Origin of the sequence: Anaerostipes sp. PC18, assembly GCF_039789045.1 — a bacterium.
Taxonomy (GTDB): Bacteria; Bacillota; Clostridia; order Lachnospirales; family Lachnospiraceae; genus Anaerostipes; species Anaerostipes hominis.
Map to the genome: position 1 here is coordinate 475,055 of NZ_CP121164.1, position 26,262 is coordinate 501,316.

Below are 26,262 nucleotides of genomic sequence, written 5' to 3' on the forward strand. Positions count from 1 at the left end.
TAGAAAATGGTGATAAATATTAAATTTCATGCGGCAGATAACAGTTTATTGCTCCTGTCAAATAATAATGAGCCGGGAAAAACGACCTGTTTGATTACATTTGAAAATATAACGGCTAATACAGCACAGATTGTGTTTGGAAGTTATACAGGTCCTGTCACGGAAGTTGTAAATGGAAGCATTAGCCTTGATGTATCGGGACAGATTTTTTCATGGCCATCAGCTAAAACTTGTTATCTGATCGATACTCAAACACATGGCCCTATTACCTTTCAAGGAGGCGGAACCTACAACGCCAGCGATAATTTGATGGTCCAGGAAAAGGATGGAGTCTATTACTTTGAGAGAGTGCTGGAGGACCTTAGAGTCAGTAATATCATAAATCTGATCTATCCGGTCGGTTCTGTTTACACCAGTGTAAATAACCGTAATCCAAGTATTTGGCTTGGAGGGACATGGGTCCCATTTGGAGCAGGGAGAACTTTAGTCGGCGTGGACACTGGACAGTCAGAGTTTAACAGTGTAGAGAAACCAGGAGGGCATAAGGAATTGCAAAGTCATGCACATGGGCTGAATAATCATGTGCATAGCCTAAATAACCATACACATAATGTTCCAAACCATGTTCATACGATGCAGGGGTCTGGAAATCATTTTCACTATTTAGGTATTAATAAGAGTGCCGTTCAGAAAGGTACAAGTTACAATAAGCCAAATAATTATGAGTCTGGGAGTACATCTTATAAATCAAATACAACAGGTAACCATACACATACCATGAACTCCTCTGGAAATTGTACAACAGGAGCAAACAACGGGAATACAGGTGGGAACAGTGGAAATACGACATCTTCCGGCGGAGGGAACGCTGGAAATTTACAGCCATATATCACAGTGTTTTTCTGGAAAAGGACGAAATGATGCTGATAAAAGAGAAAAAATCATGGACACCAGATAATTCCTCCCTGCTTTTCTACCGGGAGAAGGTCAACTGCGGTGATATTTTAGTAGGCCAGGAATTACATATGGAATTGGAGAACCTGTATGAGGATCTTTACGATGACCGCTACGATTATGATACAAAAGATGCCAGGCTCCGAATGAATTTCATGGAAAACTGTGTGCGTCTTACCAAATCACCTTATTATAACAAGCCAATGGTTCTGATGAGTTGGCAGAAAGCATTTATTGAGACTTGTTATAGTTTTAAAATGGCGGATACTGGACTGGATCGATTTAAAAAGATCATTTTATTGATTGCCAGAAAGAATACAAAATCTGAGATGTGTTCAGCATTGGGCCTAAGTGAGCTGATCGTTGGAAATGATGGTGCGGATATCGTATGTAGTTCTAATAATGATACAGATGCAAGTATTACATACGATGCAATTAATAAGATGAGGCAGTTGATTGATCCTCATGACTTAGATACCAAGAAAAATCAGCGATTTATTGAGAATAAGCAGAATGGTTCCAAAGTATTTAAACTTTCAGACCGCACAACATCAAAAGAAGGGCGAAATATTGACTTTGCAATCATCGATGAAACGCATGAGATGAAAGAAAACACCATAGGGAAGTCCATAGAGCAGTCCCAATCATTAAAAGAGAACCCCAAATTCATTAATATTACTACGGAGGGGTTTGTTCTGGATGGATATTTAGACCAAGAGTTAGACAAGGCCAGAAAAGTTATTCGGGGAGAAGACGATACCATAGCAGGAGAACGTCTTCTCCCCTGGTTATATACGCAAGACTCTGAGGAAGAGGTTTGGCAGAACAGGAACAGCTGGGTAAAAAGCAATCCAACGTTAGGTACGATCAAGAAATGGGAGTACCTCGACGAGCAGGTAGATATTGCAAGGATATCTAAGTCAGACAGGATTTTTGTTCTGTCTAAGGATTTTAATATTAAACAGAATAGTGTAGAGAGCTGGCTGAATCTTGAGGACTATGATTACGAAAATAACTTTGGCATTTCAGAGTTTGAGGGAGCTATTTGCTTGGGAGCCGTGGATTTATCTGAGACTACAGATTTAACCTGTGCAAAAGTTCTTCTTATGCGTCCAGAGGATCAGACAAAGTATATTTACACGAAATATTTTATACCAGAGCGAAAGCTGACAGAATCAGATGATAAAAATGCCGGAGCAAAGTATGCGGAATGGGCCAAACAAGGGCTTATTACCATCTGTGAAGGCAATGATATAGATTTGGCCAAAGTAGCGGACTGGTTTTACGAATTATATAAAAAGTATGACCTGAAATTATGGAAATGCGGCTTTGACCAGAGGTTTTCCAAGGCATGGATCCATCAAATGAATAATTATGGATGGACCAAAGAAAATGATGATTTGGTATTGATCTTGCAGAATGCAGAAACCTTGGATAATGCAATGAAATTGTTAGAAGCTGACTTTAAAGCAAGATTAGTAAATTACAACAATAATGCGGTAGACCGATGGTGTCTTTCAAATGCCGCTGTCAAAGTAAATGACAGAGGACAGGGGCTTTGTGTAAAAAAGGAGCCAACGAAACGAATCGATGGAGCAGTCACCGACATCATCTTATATGAGATGTACCGCAGATATCGAACAGACTTTAAGCAAATGCTTAGAAAGGGGTAGGAATGAACTGGATCGATAAGATACTTTCACATAAACCGAAGAAATCCACTTATGCAGGGATGCTGAGTGGGAATACCCCGATCTTTACGAATTTTGGGACAGATATTTTTGCTTCTGATGTAGTGAATCAAGCCATTCAATGCATCGTATCAGAGATGCAGAAATTAAATCCAGTCCATGTGCGTAAAAACGGGAACGATCTTCTCCCAGTGGGGGATGACCGACAAAGGATTCTTGACCAGCCCAATGGATTCATGACAAAGAGTGAATTGATCGAGCGGATGGTGTGGAATCTGTTCTATGACTATAATTCTTTCGCAGTCCCCGTGTATGAGGTATGGAAGGACAAGGATGGAAGTGAGAAACGGAGATATCAAGCTATCTATCCGATTCGTCCAACCAATACGACATTTATTGAGGACAGTACCGGGAGGCTGTTTGTGAAATTTTTATTTCCAAACCGCTTTGAAACGACTCTGCCTTATGATGATGTAATCCATGTCCGCTACCGGTATTCCAGTAATGACTATATGGGAGGCAATATTTTTGGCCAGCCGGATCACGAGGCATTGTTAAAGACATTACAGTTAAATAATTCTTTGCTAGATGGAGTCCTGCATGCGATGAAATCATCATTCGCGGTCAATGGAATCGTGAAATACAATACGATGATGGATGACGGGACCATCGAACAAAATATGAAGAAGTTTGAGAATCAGCTAAAAAACTCAGAGAATGGATTCCTAGGATTGGATATCAAAAATGAGTTCACCCCATTGAAGAAAGAAGTTAAATTGGTGGACAATGATACCTTGAAATTCATCGATGAGAAGATTTTAAGGACATTTGGGGTACCACTTTCCATTCTTAGCGGGGATTATACACCATCTCAGCTGTCTGCTTTCTACCAGAAGACGCTGGAGCCTCTAATCGTGAAGTTTTCGGAAGCTTTTACCAGAGTATTGTTTACCGGGAAAGAGCGTGGACACGGAAATGAGATTCAGTTCTATCCAAAAGACCTGATTTTTATGAGTGTGGACCAGACATTGGAGATGGTAAGGCTCTTGGGAGACAGTGGCTCCCTATATGAGAATGAGAAACGTGTGGCGTTTGGTCTCCAGCCACTAAAGGAGCTTGACGGAGTGCGTATGCAGTCCCTAAATTATGTTAGCGTGGAGATCGCAGACCAATATCAGATGAAGCAGGAAGGAACAGGAGGGGGAGAAGATGAAGAACAGCCAGTATGAGCAGAGAAGTTATACATTTGAGATGCGGGCAGAGGAGAATGAAGAAAGAATGGGTGTCATTACCGGACGGCCCATTATCTATAACTCCATGACCGACCTGGGATGTTTCCAGGAAATCATCGAACCGGATGCCCTAAAGGAGACAAACTTAGAGGATGTCCGGTTTTTAGTAAATCATGACACTAATATGGTGCCGCTTGCCAGGAGCCGGAGAAATAACCGGAACTCGACGATGCAGTTAATGCCGGATAAGGAGGGACTCTTTATCCGAGTGAATTTAGATATCGAAGAGAACACCGAGGCAAGGAATTTATATTCAGCGATCAAACGTGGAGACATTTCCGGGATGTCCTTCATGTTTTCGATACAATCGGAGGAATGGGAAGGCTTAGAGTCTGACTATCCAACGAGACATATCACGGGAATTGATCGGGTGGCAGAAGTATCTGCTGTCACTTTTCCCGCATATGAGACGACAACGATCAGTGCACGCTGTAAGGGTGCGTTGGAGAACGCACGGTCAGCATTGGATAATGCAAGGAGCGGCGGTCAAACATTGGATAATGTGAGCAGGGATCTTGAGGTCGAACAATTGAAGGCAAAGTATTTATATGGAATTTAGGAGGAAAACAGAATGGATTTTCGCAGTTATTTAAACAACTTAATCAGAAGCAAGGAAGAACAGAAAGAAGATTTAAAGAGACAGATCAAGCAGGCAGAGACAGCAGATGAGGTAAGAGCTCTTGGAGAGACACTGGATGCTGTTTTAAAGGAACTTACAGAGGCCAAAGAACAGCTTGCTAAGACAGAGGATGAAAAGAAACCAGAAGAGCCAGGAGACGGAGCAAAGGAGCCGGCACCGGAAGAAGAACCACAGCGTTCTTATCATGGTGTGAATACTCAGGTCCGCGGAGGAGAGATCCTAGGAGCTTACTCTATGAGAGGACAGGAAAAGAAGAGCGCAGGACGCTATGACACAGAGGAATATCGTAAAGCCTTTATGGAGTTTGCATGCCGCAACGTTCCAATGCCGGAAGAGTACCGGGCAGATGCCGTGACCACCACAGGAGATGCTGGTGCAGTAATTCCGACAACAATCTTAAATGAGATCATCAGCGAGCTGAAATCTTACGGAAATCTGTACGCAAAAGTAAGAAAGTTAAATATTCAGGGAGGAGTTAAGATCCCGATCCTTTCTTTAAAACCAGAAGCTAAGTGGATTGGCGAGACCGCACCAAGTGAGGATCAGAAGATCGCGGCAAATGATTCCATCTCCTTTAGCTATTTTGGACTGGAATGTAAGATTGCCCAGACTCTTCTGGCCAACGTGGTGACATTGTCCATGTTCCAGGAATTGTTTGTATCCTTGGCTGTGGAAGCAATGGCCAAAGCTCTTGATGTGGCAATCATGAACGGAAATGGAACCAGCCAGCCGTTAGGTATCTTACAGGATAGCCGTATCCCGGCAGAGAATGTCATTGAGCTTACAGATGCTGAGATCGCCAAATGGGATGTTTGGAAGAAGAAGGTATTCGGAAAGATGAAAAAGTCATATCGTGATGGGGAGTTCATTATGGCCCAGTCTACGTTTGACGGATACATTGATGGAATGGTGGACAGTGTTGGCCAGCCGATCGGAAGGGTGAACTATGGCATCGATGGGGCAGAGACTTACCGTTTTGCAGGAAAGAACATTGAGACGGTTGAGGATGATATCTTAAAGCCATATGACACTGCAGTGGCAGGAGACGTTATCGCAGTCTTCATTAAACTTTCCAACTATGCAGTCAACTCCAATATGGAGATGCAGACAGTGAAATGGGTTGACCATGATACAAATGAGATCAAGAATAAATGCATCCTGATCGCAGATGGAAAACTGGTAGATCCAAACGGCGTGCTGGTCATTAAGAAGAAAGGGTGAGGCTGATGGTAATCGACGCATTAAAAGAACTGATTGTAAAGATGGGAGGAGCGGCTTCCGTGGATGAGATCAGAGCAGATAGCATAGAAGAATGTATCGAGCTGGTCACGGAGGCCTACCAGCCTCCGGCCTCCGGCGGGAATCAGTCGGCATCCTAGAAAGGAGGGAGGCTATGGCAGTGATAGAACAAGAGCCAATGCTTACAAAGGTGAAAGCAAGTCTTGGAATCACCGGGAGCTTCCATGATGAAACTTTAAAGATCTACCTCTATGAGGTTTTGTGTTTTCTGGATGATGCAGGTGTCTCTGAGGCCATCTTAAAGGGCGATGAGATTATTGGTCTGGTGAGCCGAGGTGTGGCAGATCTTTGGAACTATGGGAATGGCGGGACCCGCCTCAGTGATTATTTCATGATGCGGGCCAGCCAGCTTGCATTAAAGAGCCAGGGAGGTGAATAGTTGTGGCAACCTATGGATTTGACGAAAATAAAAATAAAATTGAAGTGCCTCCTAAAACGGAAACAGGGACATTATCAAGTTTGAGGACAACAGATAAATCAAGTCTTGTAGCCGCGGTGAACGAGTGTTTTCAAAATGCCAGTGACGGGAAAAGCAAGCTTGCGGCCGCCATTGGCAACGGAGCCACAGCAAGCATGACGTGGGATCAACTGATTTCCAAGGTCTACAAACCAATTATATATACAAAAAACACTAACTTTACAGTAACGCAAACATGGAATAGTCAGTATGAATACTGGCGCTGTGTAACAAGCGCAATTACATTTCCATATACACCAAGATTTATTATTGCTTATACAACATGGGCAAATGAGCCATTTGTAACATTTTGGGCATATGATATGTCATCAACAGAGAAAACTGACTCACCTATTAAGATTTCCGGAAACAGATTTAACTATGATGATAATGGGACTCGAAGCTATGACAAAACAGATGTTTTAAGGTATTTGGTAATAGGATGGTAATTTATGTATGAATTAAACAGACAATTTAATACTCCCTTATATTATTTTCCTGTTATAGGGACAGAACGAATTAACGGAGTCACCACAAAAAAGTATGGCGATAAGTGTTTATTCTACGGGAGTTTTAAAACCTATGGCGGAACTGACGTACAAAAGAATGGAGTCTATGCCGTAGAAGATACGGCGAGCATAGAGACATGGTATGATCCAATGTTTGACTCCGGCGGGCGAGTTGCTTTGGCATATGCAGAAAACAAGGTCTATGAGATCCTTGGAGAGCCGGAAGATATCGAACAGCGGCATCAGTATTCAGTCTTTAAAGTCCGAAGGATCAAGGGAGGTCCATAGAAAGAAGGTGTGCTCATGGCGAAAATGGGATTAGAGTTTGACGGATTTGACGATGTGATAAACAGGCTAAAGAAAATGGAAGGAGACACGAAAAAGGTCTCTGAGAAAGCATTGGCCAAAACATTTGAGCTGGTGACTCCAAAGATCCAAAGCGCCATGGCGCCGCATAATGATCGGGGGATCACCGCAGAGAGTATTGTAACATCCCCGCATATAGAGTGGGCAGGTTCCGTAGGAAGTGTCGATATTGGTTTCGATATTCCGAATGGAGGCCTGCCTTCTGTATTTCTGATGTATGGAACACCAAAAATGACTCCAGACAGAAAACTATACAATGCGGTGTATGGAAACAAGACGAAGCAACTTGTCCACGATACAGTGGAAGAAATTTTTTATAGCGAGATAAGGAGGTTGGGGATTTGAGAGAGAAGCTAATAGAGACATTAGAAAGCCTTGGATATGATGTTTATCTGCAAGGATCTCTGACAGAAGGAGAGGATTACCCAGCCTCGTTCTTTACCTTCTGGCAGTTCCAAGGGGATGAGAACCATTATGACAATGATGCGGTTTCGTGCGATCTTGGATATTGGGTCTATTTTTATTCTACGGACCCAGCTTTGACAGAAACAGTACCAAGGCAGGCAAGAAAGAAATTAAAGGAACAGGGATTTATCCCAGGTCATGCCCCGTTTGACCTAAGCTGTGATGAACCATCACATACGGGGAAAGTAATGACGATATATTTTATTGAAAATTATAAGGAGGAACAAAAATGAGTGAAGTTTTTAAATTTCGTGGTGTAGAAGGACTGGTTTATGCAAAAGTCACGACAGATAACAATGAGGCAGAGGGCGGAGGATATGTGACTGGCCCTGTGAAACCGTTATCTCCCGTCGGAGAAATCGGAAAATCTACAGAATCAGACAGTGCAACAGATTATTATGACAACCAGCCGATGATCGTAACCAATTCCACAGGAAGCGACGAAGTAACACTGAGAGTAGCACCGCCATCTTTGGATGTTTATGCGGAAATCACTGGTCAGTATTATGACGAGACCACAGGGGCCATGGTCGAAGGCGAGAGAGACAATGACTATTTTGCTATTGGATACATCACAAAGGGTACAGATGGAAAGAGACGTTATGTATGGCGCTATAAAGGAACCTTTGCGATCCCAGAAGAAACCTCGGCAACAGAAGATGATTCCACAGATTCTAATGATGTGGAATTAACCTTTACTGGAATCAATACAACTCACAAATTTACGAAGACAGGAAGGACTGCAAAGGCCCTGGTGGTAGATGAGAGAATGGATAAAGTAGATTTCTCTACATTCTTTGACCAGGTAACTACGATTGATACACTGACAAAAAAAGCCTAGCTCCTGTAGCAACACCGACGGCATCCCCGGATGAGAGGAACTTTAACGGGGACAGCGTCGATGTTACGTTAAACTGTCAGACGGCAGGAGCGCAGATTTATTACACGACAGATGGAAGCAACCCAACTACCGCCAGCACAGAGTATACGGCGCCGATCGCGATTACAGCAACGACGACCATTAAAGCTTTTGCCGTGAAAGACAAAATGGCAGACAGTGCTGTGTTGGAAGTGACCTATACAAAGACTACATAGAAAGGATCAGAGGATGAAGTTAAATATCAGAGATGAAAAAGGAACCGTTATCAAAGCCTATGAGACAGAAGAGGTAAGAATCCCGTATAAGATTATCCGCCGGTTTGTAAAGATCATCGACCTGGACAAGATCCAGGGAGGAGATGAGATTGGGATTGCAGGAATGGTGCTCCAGTGCATTGAACCGTTTGAGGATCTGGTAAAGAGCATCTTTCCAGATCTTACAGATGACGAACTGGACCAGGTGGATATCATGGACTTTGTCCCACTGTTCAAAGAACTCCTCCAGTTTGTGGTGGATAAGGTGAACAGCCTTCCGAAAGAAAAAAACTAGAGGAGGGCGGCGGGGAACCGCCGTCCTTAAACATGCTGTTTTTTAATATCAACTACTATCTATGTAAGCAGTATCCGGCCTTTACGCCTTTCATGGTCGACGATGCGCCGGCGGAAGATGTGTTCACGCTGTATATCGACACGAAGAAGGTGGACGATGAGATGAACGAGTACGAAGAAGAACCAGAGAAGGTAAAGAGAGTCTATGCATCGGACAATGAAGGCTGGTGGTAAAGAAAGGATGAGGATATGGCGCAGAATGAACCGATCACAACAAAATTTAAAGTAGATATCTCTGATCTGAAAAAAGGGATCAGTGAAGCAAATCAGTCTATCAAGCTGGCCAATGCCCAATTTAAAGCGGCATCGGCTGGGATGGAAGACTGGCAAAAGACTACGCAAGGAGTGGAAGCAAAGCTTTCACAGTTAAACAGTGTTCTGGGAGCCCAAAAGAGCAAGCTTGCTAACTATCAAAAACAGTTGCAACAGCTTGAACAGGCTCAGCAGGAGAACGGAAAACGGGCAGAGGAGTTAAAAGCCAAATACCAGGAGGAAGTCCGGCAGTTTGGAGAGAATAGCAAGAAGGCCCAGGAATTAAAAACGGCTCTGAATGGGGTAGAGAAGGAGCAGTTGGCCAATGAAAAAGCGTCAGACCGGATGCGGGTGACGATGTTAAATCAGCAGGCGGCTGTTAGCAGGACAGAACGAGAGATTAAGGATTATGAATCTTCTTTGAAAAAAATAAAAAGCGGATTAAAGGGTTTAGACGATGCCATTGGATTGGTTGCGGGAGCATTTGTAGGAGTGTTGGCGGAGGGAATAAAAACTGTTTTAAATAGTTTAAAAGACTTTACGCTTGAAGGCGATGAGGCGATGAGCAAATTCCAGGCATCTACCGGAGTTTCTGAAAAAGCCATGGCGAAATTTAAAAAAGAGATTCTTAGCCTTTATAAAAGCGGAGCTGGAGAGTCCATTACGGATGTTGCGGAGGCTATGGCAGAGGTAAAAAGGCAGTTGAAGGAAACTGATCCGAGCAAGTTAAAGGAATTAACTGATAAAGCTATATCATTAAGGGATACGTTTGGATTCGATGTTAGTGAGTCTGTAAGGACGGTTAACCAAATGATGACGCAGTTCGGTATTAAATCTACGGAAGCATTTAATTTACTTGTCCAGGGAGCTCAAGCAGGCCTTGATAAAAACGGAAATCTCCTTGATGTAATCAATGAATATGGACCTAAGTTTCAACAAATGGGTCTTTCTGCAACAGATATGTTTAACATGCTGAAAAAAGGAGCAGATGCCGGGGTATTTGACATAGATAAACTTGGTGATGCCATGAATGATTTTTCTATAAATGTTAAAGACGGCACCGCAAATGATGCGTTTAAGGCTCTGGGACTAGATGTGGAAGAAACAACGAAAGCATTTGGTAAGGGCGGAAAAAGTGCAAAAGAAGCTTTTGGAAAAGTGATGACAGGGCTAAGCGAAGTAAAAGATCCGATTAAACAGAATAAGTTAGGAGTCCAACTCTTTGGAAGTATGTGGGAAGATACAGGCGGAAAAGCTATTTTAGCGATGAAAGATACAGATGGGGCTATAGATAAAACTAAAAATTCAATGGAAGACTTACAAAATAAAAGATTTGATAACATAAGAAACGAGTTTACCAAAATAGGCCGCAGTATACAGATCGATGTACTATATCCTATTGCACAAAAACTGTTACCGGGTATAAAAAACTTTGTAGACTATTGCACAAAAAATCTAGATACTCTTATTCCCGTTATTACAGGAGTCGGAACAGCATTTGGAGCAATTTTTATAATTAATAAAATTGCAACGTTTGTGAGAAATCTCCAGATGCTTGTCGGAATTATAAAAGGATGGGAACTAGCCACAAAAGCACAAGCCGTGGCACAGGGAATTTTAAACGCAGTTTTGAACGCCAACCCACTAGTCTTAATTATCACTGCTATTGCGGCTGTGGTTGCGGCTATTGTAGCGCTTATCGCTACAAATGAAAAGTTTAGAAATAAGGTGCTGGAAGTCTTTAATGCGGCCAAAGCAGTTATAGGTGGCTTTGTAAATACAGTTGTCCAATTTTTCACCACCACACTTCCGAATGGATTTAAGAACGCAGTAAATGCAGTTGTGAACTTTGGCAAAAATGTGATTAGTGGTATTGCTTCACTGCCAGCAAAATTTCTAAAACTTGTTACTAGTATAATAAAAGGGGTCACCAAGTGGGGAACACAGCTAGTAAGCAAAGGAGGAAGTGTAGCCAAAGGATTTTTAAAAGCAGTTATTAAGGCAATTACATTTTTACCAACGCAATACTACAATATAATCACAAAGGTCCTTCCCAAAGTAGTGTCTTGGGGTGCTAAGCTGGTTTCTAAAGGAGTTACCGCCGCTAAAAACTTTTTAAGCAGAGTTGTAAGCGGAGTAAAGTCATTACCGAGTAAGATATATGGAGCTATAAGCGGTGCGATTTCTAGAGTAGCAACTTGGGGAAGCAATTTAGTGTCGAAAGGAAAAGCGGCGGCCAAAAATTTTGCAACGGCTGTGATTAATGGAATTAAAAGTATACCTGGGAAAGTTACTTCTATTGGAAAAAATATCGTACAGGGAATATGGTCCGGGATTAGTGGAGCCGCTGGATGGCTAGCAGACAAAGTTAAAAGCTTTGCCAGTGGAATTGTAAAGAACATCAAAGATAAATTAAAAATAAAGTCCCCTTCCCGCGTCATGAGGGATGAAGTTGGAAAACATATAGTAACCGGAATTATTGCAGGAATGACAAGTGAAGAAAAAAATCTCGTGAATGTCATGAAAGGAATGGTTGGCGGTGTCTTAAAAGCCGCTCAAAATGTCATTAATGGTGGGTTTACAGATGCAGGGAACCAAGCCGCAGAGTTGTTTTCTAATGCTATTCAAGATAAATTAAAGACATCTCAGGATAAAATTACATATATATTTGAACAGCAAATGGGGAAGTATGACTCCAAAATTACAAGTTTAGAAAACAAACTTTCTAAAAGGAAGCAATATGATGAGAAATTAAAGTCTCTAAAAAATTCCAAAAAATATAAAAAGGCATCTAAAAAAAGCAAAAAGAAGATGGTGAAAGACCTACAAAGTAAGTATAAGGATGTGAAGAATTATAATCAAGACTATTACACGAAACTAATTTCCTTTTATCAAGGTAAGCAAAATGATTATAAAACTGCAACTGATAAAGCATTGGAAGGTTTTAACGATGCAATGAGTAAATTTGGTAGTGAAGCGGAAAAGATGGTGTCCGACACTATCAACGGCATTACAGAGACTTATCAAGCACGATGGGATAACCTGACCAACCTGCAAAATACCATGGTGTCGAAGCTCCAGGGCTTTGGAGAGCTGTTTACCGTCTCAGGGGCAGGGGTTATGTCTGTGAATGATATTAAACAGCAGACAGAGGATATCAAAGCATATATGGACCGATTAAACACAATCAAAGGCAAGGTGTCCGAAGATCTGTTCAATCAGATATCGACCTATGATGTAGATCAGGGGAAAGCCTTTATGGACCAGCTCCTTTCTATGAGCGACGCAGAACTTAAAGCCTACAACGATGCCTATACAGAAAAGATGAACGTCTCCGAACAGATGTCAAAGAATTTATACCAGAGTGACTTTGATAAAGTGTCCAAAGAGTATGGAGCGGCCATCAACAATGCATTTAAAGGTCTGGGAAGCCAATTAGAAGCATTAGGCAAACAATGTATGAGCGGCTTTGTGGACGGTCTGAAATCAGACACCAGCTATTTAAGTAAAGCGGTACAAGACGTAGCCAACAGCATCATCAGTTCTTTTAAAAGTAGTCTCAAAATTCATAGTCCATCCAAAGTCTTTGCCGAACTTGGAGGTTTTAGTGCCGAAGGATATGGAGAAGGATTCAAAGAACAGATGGATTCTCTCAGGCGGTCTCTTGCGGCCAGCGTTCCTATGGATGCAATAGCAAAGGCCAGCGGAAGGATCAGTTATGGAGGGAATAAAACTACGAATCAAAATGTAAATCAGGTGTTCAACCAGTACAATACGAGTCCGAAAGCACTAAGTCGTTTGGAAATCTATCGTCAGACCAAAAATGCCTTGTCTTTCAGTAAGGGGGTGTAGAAGATGCTCCAATTAATTGCAGAAAACCAGAACGGTGACCGTCTGGACCTGACCGGAAATCACGTTTATCGGACAACTGTTACAGGTCTAAATCCACCCAATGCGACTATCAACACGTCTACGGTGGGATTATCTGACGGGAGTATCTTTAACAGCTCCCGTGTAGAGAATCGAAACATTGTCTTAACCATCAAGATTGTGAATGACGTAGAGGCCTCAAGAATTAGTCTGTATCGAATATTTACTGTCAAGCAACCAATACGTCTGTATGTAAAGAATGATGCCAGGGATGTATTCATTGACGGACGGGTAGAGAATTTTGAGCTGAATCACCATGAGAATCCGCAATCGGCCCAGATCAGCATCCTATGTCCAACCCCATACTTTCAAGGTATGGGGGAGGATGTGATTGAATCCAGTGTCACAGAGTCTCTCTTTGAGTTTCCTTTTTCTATCGAAGAAGAAGGGATCCCTTTAGGAGAGATCAAAGCTTTGGATTTTATTACGATGCTCAATGAAGGAGATGTGGCCAATGGTATGACTGTGGAGTTTGTGGCCAGAGGAGAAGTCGTAAATCCGAGGATTTATTCGGTCAAAACTCATGGAAAGATTGGACTTCAAAAGACAATGAATGAAGGGGAGAGCATCGTGGTCACAACGGTGAACATGAAGAAATCTGTCTACTTGATGAGTAATGCAGAAAAAATCAATTTTATTAAGTATCTGGATCGGAACCCAGAATGGTTTCAGTTGTCCCAGGGAGAGAACTATTATACATTGGATGCAGACCAGGGAATAGAGAACCTTAACATCCGGTTTAAACACCGGAATGAATACGAGGGGGTGTAACATGGATCTGTATGTGATGAACCAGTCATTTGAAACTATCGGGATCATCGACAGTGCCAGCTCTGTCATTTGGAACCAGAGGTTTTTTGACTGCGGAGATTTTGAAATCTATCTCCGGGCAGACAAAGAAACGGTAAGCCTCTTAAAAGAGAATCATTATATCTACCGTTTGGACCATGAGATGGTGGGGATTATCGAGAACAAGACCATTACCACCAGCGCCGAGGAAGGAAACTATTATACGATCACTGGAAGATTCTTAGAATCCATTCTGTCCCGGCGGATTGCCTGGAACCAGACAACCATCAGCGGAAATGCAGAGGAATGTATACGCCAGCTGATTACGGATAATGTCATTTCCCCGGCGGACCCAAAAAGAAAGATTGAAAACTTTCTTTTAGATGAAAAGGTAGGATTTACTGAAACCATAAAAGATTTTGACCTTCAATCTAATGGGGAGAATCTTTTAGAGACGATTACAGCCATCTGTAAGACTTACAAGATCGGTTATAAAGTCACATTGACGCCAGAAAATCAGTTTCTGTTCTCTTTATACCGTGGGGAGGACCGGAGTTATGGGCAGAACGTGAATAACTATGTGGTCTTTAGCCCGGAGTTTGATAATCTGATTTCCAGCGAATATACCTATAACCGAGATGAGTATCGGAACGCGGCCATTGTGGTCGGAGAAGGTGAAGGAACGAGCCAGAAGAGAGTCAGCATCGGAGAAACTTCTGGCCTTCTTAGATATGAGGCAAGAATTGATGGGAGCGGAGTCAGCAGTAACGGGGAGATCATTACGGCTCAGACTTATGAGAAGATGCTTATAGAATATGGGAAAGAACAGCTGGGGACGTATAAGATCATGGAAGGTATCAGCGGAGAGGTAGAGAACAATTCCACCTATCAGGCGGACAAAGACTATTTCCTTGGGGATATCGTCAGTGTAGAAAATGAATACGGCATTGGGGCGGACACCAGGGTGATTGAGATATTAGAAAATGAGGACGAGAGCGGTTACAAGATCGTTCCGACTTTTGATACATGGGAGGTTAGGGAATGAGTTTAGAATATGGATTCTTTAATAGTGTCGGCGGCGATCGGAAATATAACGCTGATGACATGAGCAGTTATTATCAGGGATTAATCAGTGATGGGGTAGTAAACCATTACCAAGACAGTATGCAGGTCATTTCAGGGGAAGGCATGAATGTGATCGTGAGTAAGGGCCGGGCTTACATAGGGGGCAAATACGCAGAGGTGACAGCACCAGAGACTTTGGCCATCGAACAGTCCAGCACGACCTTAAACCGAATAGATGCAGTTGTACTAAGGAAGGACATGGAGGCAAGAGAGATCACTGTGTCCATTAAGAAGGGAGTTGAAGCACAGACACCATCAGCACCAGTTATGGAGAGGACCAGTACCATAACAGAGTTTTGTCTGGCATATGTGGCAGTAAACAAGCTGATGGAGGCTGTTACTCAAGCAGAGATTACGGATACAAGGGCAGACAGCCGACTGTGTGGCTGGGTGACAGGATTGATTGACTTTCTGGACACCAGCCAGTTGTATGACCAGTGGAGCACTGCTTACAACAAGTTTTATGCAGATAGTACCAAAGAATATACTGACTGGAGTACTCAAAAGAAGGAAGCCTTTGATGAATGGTTCAATTCATTAGTAACAGAACTTGGGGTAACGACAGTAAATGAAGATCATCAGGCGGAAGTATCAGTCACAGCAGAGACAACCAATCTGGATATACCAACAGAAGCATCTTATACTGATGGAGATATCCTTCAAGTATTTAAGAATGGGATGCTTCTTACCAAGGGACGGGACTATACGATCAGTGGAAGTACAGTGACTTTTCAAAGCGCGGTGCCGGCAGGAAACACGATTATGTTTTATGTCATAAAATCTGTGATAAAAAGGGTTTAAGCTATTGCTTTCTTATCCTTCTTGCTATATATTGTAAATATAAAAAGGTCGGGAGGATTTATCATGAAAAAAGTTAAAAAAATATTGGTGTTTGCGTTTGCAATGTGCATGGTTGTTGGGCTGGTGGGGTGTTCGACATCTGAAAAAGGAAAACCAGATGGAATATCAGATGATCAGTATACAGGGGCTCAAACAATAGTTGAGCATATAGATGCATATTTTGATGAAGTTTATGAGCCAATAGAGATTGTAACGAAATTAAACAAATTAAAGAGGCTGTATAATGAAATACCAGGAGAAGACACAGCACTAAATCAAAAAATAAAAAAAGACATCGACGAAATAATGGAATCATTTAAAGGCAAAGGCGATGAAGGGCTCCTAAAAGCGCGAAACAAATTAGCCAAAGATATTAATATGGATGAGAGAGAGAAATAATTAGGAGCGGACTTATCATGAAAAAAGTTAAAAAAATATTGGTGTTTGCGTTTGCAATGTGCATGGTTGTTGGGTTGGCGGGGTGTTCGTCATCTGAAAAAGGAAAACCAGATGGACTTTCGGATGAGCAGTATAAAGGTGCAAAAGTAATTATTGAAACCGTTGATATGTATTTTGATGATACATACTCGGCATTAGAAATGGTAAATGATTTTAATGATTTAAAGAAGGCATATCCAGATTTACCAGGAAAAGAAACAAAAATGAGCAAGCAAGTACAAAAAGATATCGATAATATATTTAATGCTATTTCAAAAGGCAAAGGCGATGAAGGGCTCCTAAAAGCGCGAAACAAATTAGCCAAAGATATTAATATGGATGAGAGAGAAAAATAGTAGAAATATAGTGGAATGTAAAGATACTTTTCGATAAAATTATCGTAAAGTCCTCATCCTGTATTTATAGAAGCATAGTGGAAGAGCACCTGGAATAATCTGGGTGCTTTTATAATACTCATTTTTGGTACAACTCTTTTATCATACTATTTTAAAGGAGGATAATTGTTTGTTCCGTAGGTAGGACGGAAAATATTCGTAAATACCGCTTGACTTGTAGCTAGATATATACTATACTTGTATCAAGCTACAAGAAAGGGGGCGATTGTAGTAGCTGATAATAAAAGTCGTGCAGATTATTTCAAAGAGCGAAGGAAAACTTCCAAGGCATTTTATGTAGAAATAAATAAAGAAAAAATGGAAGAATTTGAAGCAAAATTGTCTAAGAATAATAGGACAAAAAAAGAATGGCTCAACGAGAAAATCGACGAAGAACTAAAAAAATAAGAAACACCCGACAACCTACCAAGCAGATCGAGTGTTTCACAACTGAGGAACTTCCTCTATGAAATATTTTATCATAGATGACTGTTCCTTTCAATAAAAGAAAGGAAAAACATATATGCATGAAGTATTGATTTTTGAAGGACACGAAGTAGAAGCGTTTGAATTGGATGGACAGGTATTGTTTAATCCATATCATGTTGGCGAATGTTTAGGATTGGCAGAAAGTTCTGTGAGAAATTATCTTGCCAAAATGAATAAAAAGCAAGCATTGCAATTAAAAAATTCAGATGTCCGAAATAAGGACATCCGAAAATTGAATAATGCTGGGGAAAAGTTCATTACTGAAAGCGGCGTATATAAGCTAGTCTTTAAAAGTCAAAAACCAAACGCTGAGGTATTTACAGATTGGGTTACAGACGAAGTCCTTCCATCTCTTCGCAAGACTGGTGTATACGAAATACCAAAAGAACACAAGGCAGACCGAACAGAAATTATGATGATGAATGCTCGTTCTAGGATGGCCCAAACTTATTTGAAACTTGCCAATGTGGACACTTTATCTGATACATATAAAACAGTTCTTGTGTCAAAAGCAAGTGAGGTGCTATCGGGGGAAGAATTGATTCCGTTACCTAGGTCAGAAAGAAAAGTGTATTCTGCTGGAGAAATCGGAAAGATGTTTGGTGTTAGTGCAAATAAGATTGGAAGAATTGCAAATAAACATAATCTTAAAACTGATGAGTATGGTGAGTACCGTAGAAGCAAAAGCGAACATTCTGTAAAAGAGGTTGATACCTGGGTGTACTTTGAAACAGTGCTTCCTGTTATTAAAAACGTTTTAAAACAGGAGGTGGCCTAAATGACAGACGAAGAATTTTATGAGAAACTAACCCCCTATTTAGAGAAGCTAAAGGACATGAGTGTCAATGAGTTAGCAAGCTACAAGGAAAAATTAATTCAAAAGTCGGCTGAGAATAAGATAGTACAAAACTTCTTGTATAGTCTATTTTGCATTTTGTAGGCTTCAATGGTTGGGAAGAAGCTCTAAAGACCTTGTAAAATGGCTGTTTTAGAGGTAAACTAGATTTAGGAAATGGCGTAATTGCGTTGGATAAACAGTAACATGAGATGTATAAAAAAAGGCTGGGAGAGATCCCGGTCTTTTTATGTATTTACACTGTAATTTTTCAGCTTTAATAATTAGAAACTTGCCCAAAAAGCCCGTACAAGTGTTTGCATAATAAAGAAAAAGAGTGCAATAATAAAAACAATTACAAATATTAAATGTATTTTAAAAAGTAAATATTTTATTGAGATTTATAAATAATCTAGTATAATGAGAGTAGGAATTGTATCACAATATGTTGTGATGACAGTTGATAGAGGAGGAATTTTTATGAAAGCCATGTATGATGTTTATCAGGTCGCAAACTGGTTTTTGAAGCAAGAGTCTTTGTCGCCTAAGAAGCTTCAGAAACTAGTCTATTATGCCTATTCATGGACGCTTGTGTTACTGAATGAATCAGAAAACTCACTTACTAATAAATTATTTGATGAGAGAATTGAGGCATGGGCCCATGGTCCAGTAATTCCTGAATTATATGATAAGTATAAATGTTATGGATGGGAAGATATTCCTCAAGAAGAAATCAATGAAAACGTTCATTTTTGTGATGATGTGCAAGAAATTTTAGATCAAATATTGACTGTTTATGGGGGATTTTCAGCTAATCAGTTAGAAAGTATCACACATCAGGAATCACCATGGATTAAGGCTAGAATTGGTCTGTTGCCTGGTGAATCTGGAAATGTCCAAATTGATGATGAAGAGATCTTTAATTGTTATAGTAAAAGATTGTCATAGAGGAAACGATGCGTAAGATTCAAAATACAACAAGGCCTAAAAATATTGTAAAATCTCAAGAAATAATTAATATTAATGAAGCAAAAGCGGTGTTTTCATTTAGTGATTTTCATTTTGAATCTATAACAATTGACGGATTTAATAATCACTATAAAAATAATGAACATTATCTTAAAGTGGTAACTCGATTATTGTCTACAGGACTACGGTTATTGTCCTCTGAAGTTATTAAGGATCTAGTAGAAGGTACTGATGGAAAAGCAAGTGCAATGCACTTTCATAAGATTAAAGGAAATAAAAGGTTAGAACTAGTCAAAAATATCCTTGATAAGTATGGTTTTAATGAAAGTAGAATAAATTCTATCGTAGAGGGTAATAATCTATACCAATTCGAGATACCGGGAAGTGGATATGCCGTAAGAGTTATTATTGAAATAATAGGTAATATATTATCGTTTTTATTTTTTGATACTAATCACCATATATATTTTAATAAAGAGAAGGTGAAAGAGGCAAATTCATTGTTTTTTGAAGAGTGCCCGGTGAATAATGGAAACAAATGTGCTCGTTTAAATTATTTGGATACATGTTTTGCAATGGATTTTTTGGATGAAGAAAAGGTATATGAGGCATATGGATTTACATATTCAATAGAAGAATAAGTTAAAAGGCATCTACAAAGTAGGTGCTTTTTTAATAGGGTGATTGTAAATGTGTAGAAATAGAGTGAAAATTGATTTTATAAAATAATTTTATAGTAATATTGACATACTTGTGTAAGTATGATATTATATAATCAGAAAGGAGGTAAAGTAATTGAAGTTTAACGACATAATAAATGCAGTCGCCACCATTATCTCATCCATATGCACTGTAGTCACTACCTACATAGCATACAAGATTTATAAAAAAGATAACGATGACGACCATGAAAACTCTGAATGATAGCTGGGAGCATAAGCTCCCCTATCTACTTCAATTATAAATGGACTATGAGAAAAAAGCAAATAGTATTGATCCTCTTGGCTTTGGAAATTATATTAGGGACTATGTTTATAGTAACCAAGAATCTTGTATCAGTAATAGGTCAAGTGTGTGTGTTGGCAGTTATGATTGTATTATATAAAAAGGGAGAGAGGCATGAGTAAAACAAGTGCAGAGGTAAAGAATAGATATAATGCAAAAGCTTATGATAGGATTTCATATAGTGTGAAGAAAGGGGATAAGGAACGTTATTCCCAAGAGGCAAAGAAAAGAGGGATGTCTCTGAATGCATTTATTTCAATGTGTGTTGAACAATATATAAAACACGATGGAGAATAAAAAGAACTGTATTGCCCGGCAATTAGCCGGGCTTATTTTTATCCTACTTTTCCTACTAAAATACTATGCCGTAAAGTAAATCCGTAAAGTAAAACGTGTGAAGAAATTAACGAAAAGAAAAAACGGCTTAAATAAGCCGTTTAAAAGAGAGCGATAGACGGGACTCGAACCCGCGACCTCAACCTTGGCAAGGTTGCGTACTACCAACTGTACTACTATCGCATATTATTCAGAAGTTCTTTGCTGAGAACAAAATATATTTTACAATATTAGAGCAAGGATGTCAACCATCTTTTTTACTATTTTTTTGCTGTATGAAAAAATCAATTATCGGATTGACAAAAAAATAAATATAAGTTAAAATATGGAAATAAGATATCTTATATCAAAAATACAGCTAATCATTTCTACATCTATTTCAAGATAAACCGATTCCCATTGATCAGGAGGAACTATGCAGAAATTTGCAATCGAAGACAAGTATTTTGGACCGCTGCTGCCTTTTATCCAGGACTATATGGTTACCGACATCAACTGGAATGGAAAAGAGCTGATCATTGACGACCTGGACCGGGGCAGGCATACCGTTGTTGGAACAGAGATTTCGGAAAGCTTTATCAGCCAGTTCAGTGCAAGGATAGCCAATGCGGTCTCTGCTCCGTTTAATAAATATGATCCCTTGGTGGAGGCAGAAGTAGATGGACTGAGGATTTCCATTATACATGAAGATGTATGTGCCACCGGGCGGAGCATTTCTATAAGAAAGTCACCGGCACTTGTAAGGCTCAGCGAAGATAAGATTTTTAAAGAGGATTACTGCGGCAGAGAAATCCTGAATTTCCTGAAAAACAGCGTTCTCGGACATATGAATATTGTGATCGCAGGTCAGGTAGGCAGCGGCAAGACAGAACTTTTGAAATATCTGACCAGGTTTATTCCGGACATGGAGCGAGTTATTACGATTGAAGATAGTCTGGAGATACATTACAGGGAGATTAATCCGGGAAAAGACTGTGTGGCCATTGAGGTCAATGAAGATACTTTTGGCTACGTAGAAGCCATTAAAGCGTCTTTAAGGCAGCTGCCTACGTGGATTCTTCTGTCGGAAGCCAGGGGTGAGGAAGTACAGCATTTAATCCAGTCCCTCACAACGGGACACTATTCGCTGACAACCGTTCACACGGATGATGTGCGGAGGATTCCGGAGAGGATGAAAAATATGGTGGACGATCCCATCGCATCGGAACGTATAGAGAGGGACGTCTATGGATTTGTGGACTTGGGAATTCTGATACGGAAGGAACAGAGCCTGGATGGCAGAATCCTCCGCTATATTGATCAGATTGCCTGTTTCTATCTGGATCAGAATGGACAGAAAAAGATACAGATGATCTTGAAGGACCGGAGGATTATAAATAAAGAGCTTCCGCAGAAGCTGAAGAAAAAATTTCTGGTCAAAGATCCGTTCCGATGGGAGGGGATGAACAATGGAACAACGTAATAAAAGAGCAATCCTGAAAACATTCTGGTACATCAAATATACAAATCTAAAAAAAGAGATCCGGGGCTATGGATACTCTTATTCATTCAAAAAATATCTGGCATCTTTATTTTTATCTTTTCTTGGAATTCTTTTGGCAGGAAGATTTTTTCATCTGCAAATACCTTATATCATGGGTCTGGGCCTGGCATATCTGTGCTTTTTTCCGATCATTATCATCCGGCAGTTTAAATATATGTATGAAGAGCAAAGATTCAGGGATGTGGTGAATTATTTGGAGCAGATGATATATTCTTTCAAAAAGCAGCCTAAGATTATCGTGGCATTGGAGGAGACAAAACAGCTCTGTGAAGGCCGTATTCTGAAACTTATCGATGAAGCGGAGAAAGCCATCAGCAGTCCGGTCGCAGCAGACGACTTGTATCGGCACGCACTTTCCTGTATTGAGCAGGAGTACCGCTGTGACCGGATGAAGATGCTGCATGATTATCTGGTCAAAGTGGAAAATCTGGGTGGCCAGTATCAAAGTACGTTAAATATCATATTAGACGATGTTAAAGAATGGACAGAGCGGACGTATCTCTTTCAGAAAGAGAGAAAAAGTATGAAATTTAAGATCGTGCTTTCTCTGACCGCGTCGCTGGCAGTTGCGGGGACCACAGTCATGATGCTGGCCAGCGATGAGATGCTTGGAAAGGTACTTAGGGGACCACTTTACCAGAGAACGACATTTTTTCTTTTGTTTTTGTTTCTCATGTTATATCTGGGAGCACAAAAACTGCTCACCGGCTCCTGGCTAAAAGATACGATGGAAGAAAATCCGGAACAGATTCAAAAAGATTTTAAGATAATGCGGGAGGAAAAGGACGGAAAACAGCCGTGGATCATTACTGCACTGAGTTTTCCTGTTTTACTCCTGGGGTTTGACTGGCAGAATCTCTATATTATAGGGGCTGTAACAGCCCTGATAGCCGCGGCGTGGTTCACTCCGTCGTTAAAGAGAAAGAATGCCGGGAGGAGAATTCTAAAAGAGATCAATCAGAAGTTTCCTTATTGGCTCAGGGGGATCGCGCTGAGTCTTCAGACAGAAAACGTCTATGTTGCAATAAGGGATTCTCTTGATAAAGCACCTTATGTATTAAAGGAGCAGATTGAGATGCTTCTCCATAACATTGATGAAGATCCGGAATCCATACTGCCGTATCAGAACTTTCTGTCGGAGTTTGATCTGCCGGAAATACAGTCTGCCTCCAAGATGTTATATTCGCTTACCAACTGTGGGAAAGACGATTCCGAGGCACAGATCAATACCCTGATCCATCGGAATAATGTATTAATGGACAAGGCAGAATGGATTCAAAATGAGAACGATGTAGCGGGGATAGGGGCATTGACGTTTGTGCCCATGGTGCTGGCAACTTTAAAGATGATCATGGATTTGGGATTGATTTTCGGGAGTTTCTTTACGCTTTGGACGAAACTTCCGGGATAGACAGGAGGACATATGCAGGATTTTTTTGAGGAACTGGGAGCGGTTTTATTTTTGCTGCTTACAGGCATCGGTATCTGTGCAGTTTACATTCGTTTTGTTCAGCTGATAAGCTGAAAGGAGGTGACACCTATGAAGACAATCATTGACGAATATGGCAGCATAATTGTGTGTGTGATCGCAGGAACCGCTGTTCTTGCATTTCTGGGGGTATTATTATCTGCTGCCGCCCGGTTTGGAACAGCCTTTTTTGACTCTATCAGCTGTGTATTGTGTTAGGAGGATGAGGTGAAGCAGATCATTGAAAATTACGGAAGGATCATTGTATTGATAGCAGCAGCTTTTGGAGCAGTTTTCCTTATACGAAATACAGTCTATTCACAGCTGAAAGCAAACGGCGTTATACAAGATACCAATCATATCTCATCCAATGAATTTTTTCAAAAGCAGGGCAGACCGGAGTTATCGGGTGTTCGTGGGGAAGACGGTACGGCAAGAAGACTCATTATTAGAAAAGAAGAGCAGTTGAATCCGAGAAAGCTTGTAAAGGCAGAGGATAAAAAAGACGGTGACCTGACGGAAAAGATCAAGATTTTTGTTGTCACGAATGAGGGAGGAAAAGAGGTGAGGTCTTTGTTTGAGTCAGAATATTTAGATACGAGCCATGATAAGGAATTTATTCTTTTATATACGGTTAAAAACTCCATCGGGCTGGTTTCGGAAGGAAGAATTAAGATACTGGTAAAGAATTATGGAGAAAATCACAGTGAATGAGGATGTAAAACGATTCCTTATTTATTTCACGCTTTATAGGATCTGCGGACAGCTGTGCAGTTTGATCGGAATTCCTGGCCTGTATCCAAATCTGATTAGCGGCCTGTGTCTGATCCTTCTTTGCAGACCCTTTTTGACAAGTAATCAAGGGAAAAGGTTCAGAATCCGCAGCGGACTGATTCTATTTACGATTTCTTTCTTTTTTCTCACACAATACATTTCTATTTATCTTACTGAAAATTTCCATAACAGCAAATTTATAATGGATCAGAGGGCCGAGATAAGCCCGCTCTTAGTAAACGCAGCTGCGGCAGGAATCATTGGACCGGCAGCCGAGGAACTTTTATTCCGCAGATTTCTGTTCGAAGGATTAAAACCGATGGGGAAAGTAAAGTCGTCTCTGATTTCCAGTGTCATTTTCGGGCTGTGCCACAGACATGTGATCCAGGGTATCTACGCAGCATTGTGGGGGAACGTCTTTTGTTTCGTATATGAGAAGCATCACAGCTTAAAAGCACCTTTTTCAGTTCATATGATCAGCAATCTGCTGTCCTTTTCACCGATCCTTTGGATCAGTCTGAATCATTTTTGTCTTACCGTCTGTATTACTTTTATTTCCGCATGGACCGTCTGCCTGACGATAAAGAAGAAAGGGGAATGTTTATGAAGATGCCTGTCGAATTAGTCATCAGTGTGATTCTGCTCTGCCTGGGTGCCTTTATTATGGCTTCATATAATGGAGCGGCTTTGGAAGAGGCCGGAGCGAGAGCCGTTCATGAGGAAATGATAGGCAGAATTGAGGCCAGCGGCTTTGATTCTTTGATCATTAAAGAGTGTGAAAAAGAGGCGTCTGAAAAGGGATACAGTCTTTCTGTAAAAAATGACGGCTTTTATGATGAAAAGCCAAAGTATAAAGTAGTGCTGGCTTATCATCTGAGGATAAAACTGCTGGGAATTGCCAGCTGGCAGGAGATTGAAGGGTATGCATTATGAGGAGGATAGAAAATGAGGCTGGCCGTAGAGACATTTGTATGCTGCTTTATTATAGCCGCAGGAATGTTTTTAAATGTCGTTTATTGTGTCAATACGAAGGTGGTCTCCAACGCAAAGCAATACCAGTCGGCCGCAGTCCATAAGATGGATGCGGCGGGTTTTTCAAAAGCAGTGGTTGAGCAATGCCGGAAGGAGGCAAAGGAGGACGGGTATGTTTCTTTGGATGTATCCAGGGAACAGGCCGACGAGAACAGGGCACGCTCTTTTGTAACATTGAAGTATAAATTATATGTACCTCTGCTGCGGATAGAAAAGGTTTGTCAGATCAGAAGCTATGCAAACAGTGTAACAGAGGATGAAGAATGACTGAAAGGAGTTACTTATGAAAAGTTTTTTAGAAGATTACGGATTAATTATTGTAGCAGTGATTGTAGTGCTGGCCTTATGTGTTTTTGCCAAAGGTACTTTTGTGACCCAGTTTCAAAAAGCGCTGACGGATACCATTTCAACATTTTTTGAAAAGTCAGGTGCGAACAGCTCATTTATATTTCTGGGATGACGCAGTGAGGGATAAAGCAGAGGAGGAATTTTATGAAAGGGGCAGTCACAGGAATTATTTTACTTGTCATCTTAATCTACTCTGTGTTTATAACACAAAATATTTCAGGACTCGCATCCAGAAAAACAGAACTTACGATGGATGTCTCCAATGCGGTTGAACAGACTTTGGACAATATGAAGGAGGAACAGTACGAATCCAGAGAGCAGATGGCAGAGGCATTTGTCCGGGATTTAAAGACACAGATTACGTCAGATGCCGATATAGAAGTGGAAATTATCGGAGCCGACCATATCCACGGACTGCTGGATGTCAGTGTCCGTGAGACTTTCCTTACTTCAGACGGAAAGAAAAAAATAATAGAGGTCAGAAAAACAGCAGTGCTGGAACAGTTTCAGGAAGAAGCATAAGGAGGCATGTC

Annotated in this window: 36 protein-coding genes and 1 tRNA gene; 36 read left to right on the forward strand and 1 reads right to left on the reverse strand. The window is 40.8% G+C overall.

Features of this window, described 5'->3' with window-relative positions:
• The first annotated feature begins 6 nt into the window (after positions 1–6).
• The 27 genes from P8F77_RS02645 to P8F77_RS02775 all read left to right on the forward strand — a co-directional run bounded on the left by P8F77_RS02645 (position 7) and on the right by P8F77_RS02775 (position 20,525).
• Positions 7–921, forward strand: coding sequence for a hypothetical protein (locus P8F77_RS02645; protein ID WP_347256304.1), 915 nt, complete (start codon positions 7–9; stop codon positions 919–921).
• A complete protein-coding gene (locus tag P8F77_RS02650) occupies positions 918–2,627 on the forward strand; it encodes a terminase TerL endonuclease subunit (protein ID WP_347256305.1) in 1,710 nt (569 codons plus the stop codon). The genes P8F77_RS02645 and P8F77_RS02650 overlap by 4 nt, the downstream gene beginning before the upstream one ends.
• Positions 2,628–2,629: 2 nt before the next feature.
• The gene (locus P8F77_RS02655) at positions 2,630–3,874 is read left to right on the forward strand and encodes a phage portal protein (protein ID WP_347256306.1); all 1,245 of its coding nucleotides are present in this window, start codon (positions 2,630–2,632) and stop codon (positions 3,872–3,874) included.
• Positions 3,855–4,496, forward strand: a complete 642-nt coding sequence (locus P8F77_RS02660; RefSeq protein WP_347256307.1) for an HK97 family phage prohead protease — start codon at positions 3,855–3,857, stop codon at positions 4,494–4,496. The genes P8F77_RS02655 and P8F77_RS02660 overlap by 20 nt, the downstream gene beginning before the upstream one ends.
• Positions 4,497–4,508: 12 nt before the next feature.
• Entirely contained in the window at positions 4,509–5,798 is a 1,290-nt protein-coding gene (locus tag P8F77_RS02665) for a phage major capsid protein (RefSeq protein WP_347256308.1), read from the forward strand.
• On the forward strand, positions 5,795–5,956 hold the full coding sequence (locus P8F77_RS02670) for a hypothetical protein (protein ID WP_347256309.1): 162 nt from the start codon (positions 5,795–5,797) through the stop codon (positions 5,954–5,956). Before P8F77_RS02665 ends, P8F77_RS02670 begins: the two co-directional genes overlap by 4 nt.
• A gap of 14 nt (positions 5,957–5,970) precedes the next feature.
• Entirely contained in the window at positions 5,971–6,255 is a 285-nt protein-coding gene (locus tag P8F77_RS02675) for a hypothetical protein (protein ID WP_347256310.1), read from the forward strand.
• A gap of 2 nt (positions 6,256–6,257) precedes the next feature.
• The gene (locus P8F77_RS02680; RefSeq protein ID WP_347256311.1) at positions 6,258–6,782 is read left to right on the forward strand and encodes a hypothetical protein; all 525 of its coding nucleotides are present in this window, start codon (positions 6,258–6,260) and stop codon (positions 6,780–6,782) included.
• A gap of 3 nt (positions 6,783–6,785) precedes the next feature.
• Positions 6,786–7,130: a hypothetical protein gene (locus P8F77_RS02685; protein WP_347256312.1), complete on the forward strand. Its 345-nt coding sequence runs from the start codon at positions 6,786–6,788 to the stop codon at positions 7,128–7,130.
• Between the two features lie 15 nt (positions 7,131–7,145).
• Positions 7,146–7,553 carry a hypothetical protein gene (locus P8F77_RS02690; RefSeq protein WP_347256313.1) on the forward strand — a complete coding sequence of 136 codons (408 nt, stop codon included), beginning with the start codon at positions 7,146–7,148 and terminating at the stop codon, positions 7,551–7,553.
• Positions 7,550–7,906: a hypothetical protein gene (locus P8F77_RS02695; RefSeq protein WP_347256314.1), complete on the forward strand. Its 357-nt coding sequence runs from the start codon at positions 7,550–7,552 to the stop codon at positions 7,904–7,906. Before P8F77_RS02690 ends, P8F77_RS02695 begins: the two co-directional genes overlap by 4 nt.
• Complete coding sequence (locus P8F77_RS02700) at positions 7,903–8,514, forward strand: major tail protein (RefSeq protein WP_347256315.1); 612 nt, start codon at positions 7,903–7,905, stop codon at positions 8,512–8,514. The genes P8F77_RS02695 and P8F77_RS02700 overlap by 4 nt, the downstream gene beginning before the upstream one ends.
• A 95-nt stretch (positions 8,515–8,609) precedes the next feature.
• A complete protein-coding gene (locus P8F77_RS02705) occupies positions 8,610–8,768 on the forward strand; it encodes a chitobiase/beta-hexosaminidase C-terminal domain-containing protein (RefSeq protein ID WP_347256435.1) in 159 nt (52 codons plus the stop codon).
• Between the two features lie 13 nt (positions 8,769–8,781).
• Positions 8,782–9,102, forward strand: coding sequence for a hypothetical protein (locus P8F77_RS02710; protein ID WP_347256316.1), 321 nt, complete (start codon positions 8,782–8,784; stop codon positions 9,100–9,102).
• A gap of 32 nt (positions 9,103–9,134) precedes the next feature.
• On the forward strand, positions 9,135–9,335 hold the full coding sequence (locus tag P8F77_RS02715; RefSeq protein ID WP_347256317.1) for a hypothetical protein: 201 nt from the start codon (positions 9,135–9,137) through the stop codon (positions 9,333–9,335).
• 15 nt (positions 9,336–9,350) lie between these two features.
• Complete coding sequence (locus P8F77_RS02720) at positions 9,351–13,265, forward strand: phage tail tape measure protein (protein ID WP_347256318.1); 3,915 nt, start codon at positions 9,351–9,353, stop codon at positions 13,263–13,265.
• A gap of 3 nt (positions 13,266–13,268) precedes the next feature.
• A complete protein-coding gene (locus tag P8F77_RS02725; RefSeq protein WP_347256319.1) occupies positions 13,269–14,114 on the forward strand; it encodes a phage tail domain-containing protein in 846 nt (281 codons plus the stop codon).
• Between the two features lies 1 nt (position 14,115).
• Positions 14,116–15,177, forward strand: a complete 1,062-nt coding sequence (locus P8F77_RS02730) for a siphovirus ReqiPepy6 Gp37-like family protein (protein WP_347256320.1) — start codon at positions 14,116–14,118, stop codon at positions 15,175–15,177.
• Positions 15,174–16,058 carry a hypothetical protein gene (locus P8F77_RS02735; protein WP_347256321.1) on the forward strand — a complete coding sequence of 295 codons (885 nt, stop codon included), beginning with the start codon at positions 15,174–15,176 and terminating at the stop codon, positions 16,056–16,058. Before P8F77_RS02730 ends, P8F77_RS02735 begins: the two co-directional genes overlap by 4 nt.
• 63 nt (positions 16,059–16,121) lie before the next feature.
• Positions 16,122–16,496, forward strand: a complete 375-nt coding sequence (locus P8F77_RS02740; protein ID WP_347256322.1) for a hypothetical protein — start codon at positions 16,122–16,124, stop codon at positions 16,494–16,496.
• Between the two features lie 17 nt (positions 16,497–16,513).
• Entirely contained in the window at positions 16,514–16,891 is a 378-nt protein-coding gene (locus P8F77_RS02745; protein WP_347256323.1) for a hypothetical protein, read from the forward strand.
• Between the two features lie 237 nt (positions 16,892–17,128).
• A complete protein-coding gene (locus tag P8F77_RS02750; RefSeq protein WP_347256324.1) occupies positions 17,129–17,338 on the forward strand; it encodes a hypothetical protein in 210 nt (69 codons plus the stop codon).
• Positions 17,339–17,453: 115 nt separating this feature from the next.
• The gene (locus P8F77_RS02755; protein ID WP_347256325.1) at positions 17,454–18,197 is read left to right on the forward strand and encodes a BRO family protein; all 744 of its coding nucleotides are present in this window, start codon (positions 17,454–17,456) and stop codon (positions 18,195–18,197) included.
• Positions 18,198–18,359, forward strand: coding sequence for a hypothetical protein (locus tag P8F77_RS02760; RefSeq protein WP_347256326.1), 162 nt, complete (start codon positions 18,198–18,200; stop codon positions 18,357–18,359).
• A gap of 375 nt (positions 18,360–18,734) precedes the next feature.
• Complete coding sequence (locus P8F77_RS02765; RefSeq protein WP_347256327.1) at positions 18,735–19,202, forward strand: type II toxin-antitoxin system antitoxin SocA domain-containing protein; 468 nt, start codon at positions 18,735–18,737, stop codon at positions 19,200–19,202.
• A gap of 8 nt (positions 19,203–19,210) precedes the next feature.
• Positions 19,211–19,864, forward strand: coding sequence for a hypothetical protein (locus tag P8F77_RS02770; protein ID WP_347256328.1), 654 nt, complete (start codon positions 19,211–19,213; stop codon positions 19,862–19,864).
• A gap of 478 nt (positions 19,865–20,342) precedes the next feature.
• On the forward strand, positions 20,343–20,525 hold the full coding sequence (locus P8F77_RS02775; protein ID WP_347256329.1) for an antitoxin: 183 nt from the start codon (positions 20,343–20,345) through the stop codon (positions 20,523–20,525).
• Between the two features lie 149 nt (positions 20,526–20,674).
• Here the strand turns inward: P8F77_RS02775 and P8F77_RS02780 are convergent.
• Positions 20,675–20,747, reverse strand: a tRNA-Gly gene (locus P8F77_RS02780).
• Between the two features lie 232 nt (positions 20,748–20,979).
• Between P8F77_RS02780 and P8F77_RS02785 the strand changes: the two genes are divergently transcribed.
• From P8F77_RS02785 to P8F77_RS02825, 9 genes are all read left to right on the forward strand, one after another.
• Positions 20,980–22,026 (forward strand): ATPase, T2SS/T4P/T4SS family, encoded by a 1,047-nt coding sequence (locus P8F77_RS02785; protein WP_024728654.1) that lies wholly within the window; start codon positions 20,980–20,982, stop codon positions 22,024–22,026.
• Entirely contained in the window at positions 22,013–23,518 is a 1,506-nt protein-coding gene (locus tag P8F77_RS02790) for a hypothetical protein (protein WP_287520237.1), read from the forward strand. Before P8F77_RS02785 ends, P8F77_RS02790 begins: the two co-directional genes overlap by 14 nt.
• Positions 23,519–23,647: 129 nt before the next feature.
• Positions 23,648–23,794, forward strand: coding sequence for a hypothetical protein (locus P8F77_RS02795; RefSeq protein ID WP_155854036.1), 147 nt, complete (start codon positions 23,648–23,650; stop codon positions 23,792–23,794).
• 9 nt (positions 23,795–23,803) lie between these two features.
• Entirely contained in the window at positions 23,804–24,289 is a 486-nt protein-coding gene (locus P8F77_RS02800) for a hypothetical protein (RefSeq protein ID WP_095142997.1), read from the forward strand.
• Positions 24,267–24,956 (forward strand): CPBP family intramembrane glutamic endopeptidase, encoded by a 690-nt coding sequence (locus tag P8F77_RS02805; RefSeq protein WP_024728651.1) that lies wholly within the window; start codon positions 24,267–24,269, stop codon positions 24,954–24,956. Before P8F77_RS02800 ends, P8F77_RS02805 begins: the two co-directional genes overlap by 23 nt.
• Positions 24,953–25,282 carry a hypothetical protein gene (locus P8F77_RS02810; RefSeq protein ID WP_235824648.1) on the forward strand — a complete coding sequence of 110 codons (330 nt, stop codon included), beginning with the start codon at positions 24,953–24,955 and terminating at the stop codon, positions 25,280–25,282. The genes P8F77_RS02805 and P8F77_RS02810 overlap by 4 nt, the downstream gene beginning before the upstream one ends.
• Positions 25,283–25,294: 12 nt before the next feature.
• Positions 25,295–25,648: a hypothetical protein gene (locus P8F77_RS02815; protein ID WP_024728649.1), complete on the forward strand. Its 354-nt coding sequence runs from the start codon at positions 25,295–25,297 to the stop codon at positions 25,646–25,648.
• Between the two features lie 16 nt (positions 25,649–25,664).
• Positions 25,665–25,841, forward strand: a complete 177-nt coding sequence (locus P8F77_RS02820; protein WP_186992513.1) for a hypothetical protein — start codon at positions 25,665–25,667, stop codon at positions 25,839–25,841.
• A 32-nt stretch (positions 25,842–25,873) separates the two neighbouring features.
• Positions 25,874–26,251, forward strand: a complete 378-nt coding sequence (locus P8F77_RS02825) for an alpha trans-inducing protein (RefSeq protein WP_287520240.1) — start codon at positions 25,874–25,876, stop codon at positions 26,249–26,251.
• Positions 26,252–26,262: the final 11 nt, after the last annotated feature.

Coding starts and splice junctions, on each gene's coding strand:
- P8F77_RS02645 (WP_347256304.1), top strand. CDS start 7: ATGGTGATAAATATTAAATTTCATGCGGCAGATAACAGTTTATTGCTC.
- P8F77_RS02650 (WP_347256305.1), top strand. CDS start 918: ATGATGCTGATAAAAGAGAAAAAATCATGGACACCAGATAATTCCTCC.
- P8F77_RS02655 (WP_347256306.1), top strand. CDS start 2,630: ATGAACTGGATCGATAAGATACTTTCACATAAACCGAAGAAATCCACT.
- P8F77_RS02660 (WP_347256307.1), top strand. CDS start 3,855: ATGAAGAACAGCCAGTATGAGCAGAGAAGTTATACATTTGAGATGCGG.
- P8F77_RS02665 (WP_347256308.1), top strand. CDS start 4,509: ATGGATTTTCGCAGTTATTTAAACAACTTAATCAGAAGCAAGGAAGAA.
- P8F77_RS02675 (WP_347256310.1), top strand. CDS start 5,971: ATGGCAGTGATAGAACAAGAGCCAATGCTTACAAAGGTGAAAGCAAGT.
- P8F77_RS02685 (WP_347256312.1), top strand. CDS start 6,786: ATGTATGAATTAAACAGACAATTTAATACTCCCTTATATTATTTTCCT.
- P8F77_RS02690 (WP_347256313.1), top strand. CDS start 7,146: ATGGCGAAAATGGGATTAGAGTTTGACGGATTTGACGATGTGATAAAC.
- P8F77_RS02700 (WP_347256315.1), top strand. CDS start 7,903: ATGAGTGAAGTTTTTAAATTTCGTGGTGTAGAAGGACTGGTTTATGCA.
- P8F77_RS02710 (WP_347256316.1), top strand. CDS start 8,782: ATGAAGTTAAATATCAGAGATGAAAAAGGAACCGTTATCAAAGCCTAT.
- P8F77_RS02715 (WP_347256317.1), top strand. CDS start 9,135: ATGCTGTTTTTTAATATCAACTACTATCTATGTAAGCAGTATCCGGCC.
- P8F77_RS02720 (WP_347256318.1), top strand. CDS start 9,351: ATGGCGCAGAATGAACCGATCACAACAAAATTTAAAGTAGATATCTCT.
- P8F77_RS02725 (WP_347256319.1), top strand. CDS start 13,269: ATGCTCCAATTAATTGCAGAAAACCAGAACGGTGACCGTCTGGACCTG.
- P8F77_RS02730 (WP_347256320.1), top strand. CDS start 14,116: ATGGATCTGTATGTGATGAACCAGTCATTTGAAACTATCGGGATCATC.
- P8F77_RS02735 (WP_347256321.1), top strand. CDS start 15,174: ATGAGTTTAGAATATGGATTCTTTAATAGTGTCGGCGGCGATCGGAAA.
- P8F77_RS02740 (WP_347256322.1), top strand. CDS start 16,122: ATGAAAAAAGTTAAAAAAATATTGGTGTTTGCGTTTGCAATGTGCATG.
- P8F77_RS02745 (WP_347256323.1), top strand. CDS start 16,514: ATGAAAAAAGTTAAAAAAATATTGGTGTTTGCGTTTGCAATGTGCATG.
- P8F77_RS02755 (WP_347256325.1), top strand. CDS start 17,454: ATGCATGAAGTATTGATTTTTGAAGGACACGAAGTAGAAGCGTTTGAA.
- P8F77_RS02760 (WP_347256326.1), top strand. CDS start 18,198: ATGACAGACGAAGAATTTTATGAGAAACTAACCCCCTATTTAGAGAAG.
- P8F77_RS02765 (WP_347256327.1), top strand. CDS start 18,735: ATGAAAGCCATGTATGATGTTTATCAGGTCGCAAACTGGTTTTTGAAG.
- P8F77_RS02770 (WP_347256328.1), top strand. CDS start 19,211: ATGCGTAAGATTCAAAATACAACAAGGCCTAAAAATATTGTAAAATCT.
- P8F77_RS02775 (WP_347256329.1), top strand. CDS start 20,343: ATGAGTAAAACAAGTGCAGAGGTAAAGAATAGATATAATGCAAAAGCT.
- P8F77_RS02785 (WP_024728654.1), top strand. CDS start 20,980: ATGCAGAAATTTGCAATCGAAGACAAGTATTTTGGACCGCTGCTGCCT.
- P8F77_RS02790 (WP_287520237.1), top strand. CDS start 22,013: ATGGAACAACGTAATAAAAGAGCAATCCTGAAAACATTCTGGTACATC.
- P8F77_RS02795 (WP_155854036.1), top strand. CDS start 23,648: ATGAAGACAATCATTGACGAATATGGCAGCATAATTGTGTGTGTGATC.
- P8F77_RS02805 (WP_024728651.1), top strand. CDS start 24,267: ATGGAGAAAATCACAGTGAATGAGGATGTAAAACGATTCCTTATTTAT.
- P8F77_RS02810 (WP_235824648.1), top strand. CDS start 24,953: ATGAAGATGCCTGTCGAATTAGTCATCAGTGTGATTCTGCTCTGCCTG.
- P8F77_RS02815 (WP_024728649.1), top strand. CDS start 25,295: ATGAGGCTGGCCGTAGAGACATTTGTATGCTGCTTTATTATAGCCGCA.
- P8F77_RS02820 (WP_186992513.1), top strand. CDS start 25,665: ATGAAAAGTTTTTTAGAAGATTACGGATTAATTATTGTAGCAGTGATT.
- P8F77_RS02825 (WP_287520240.1), top strand. CDS start 25,874: ATGAAAGGGGCAGTCACAGGAATTATTTTACTTGTCATCTTAATCTAC.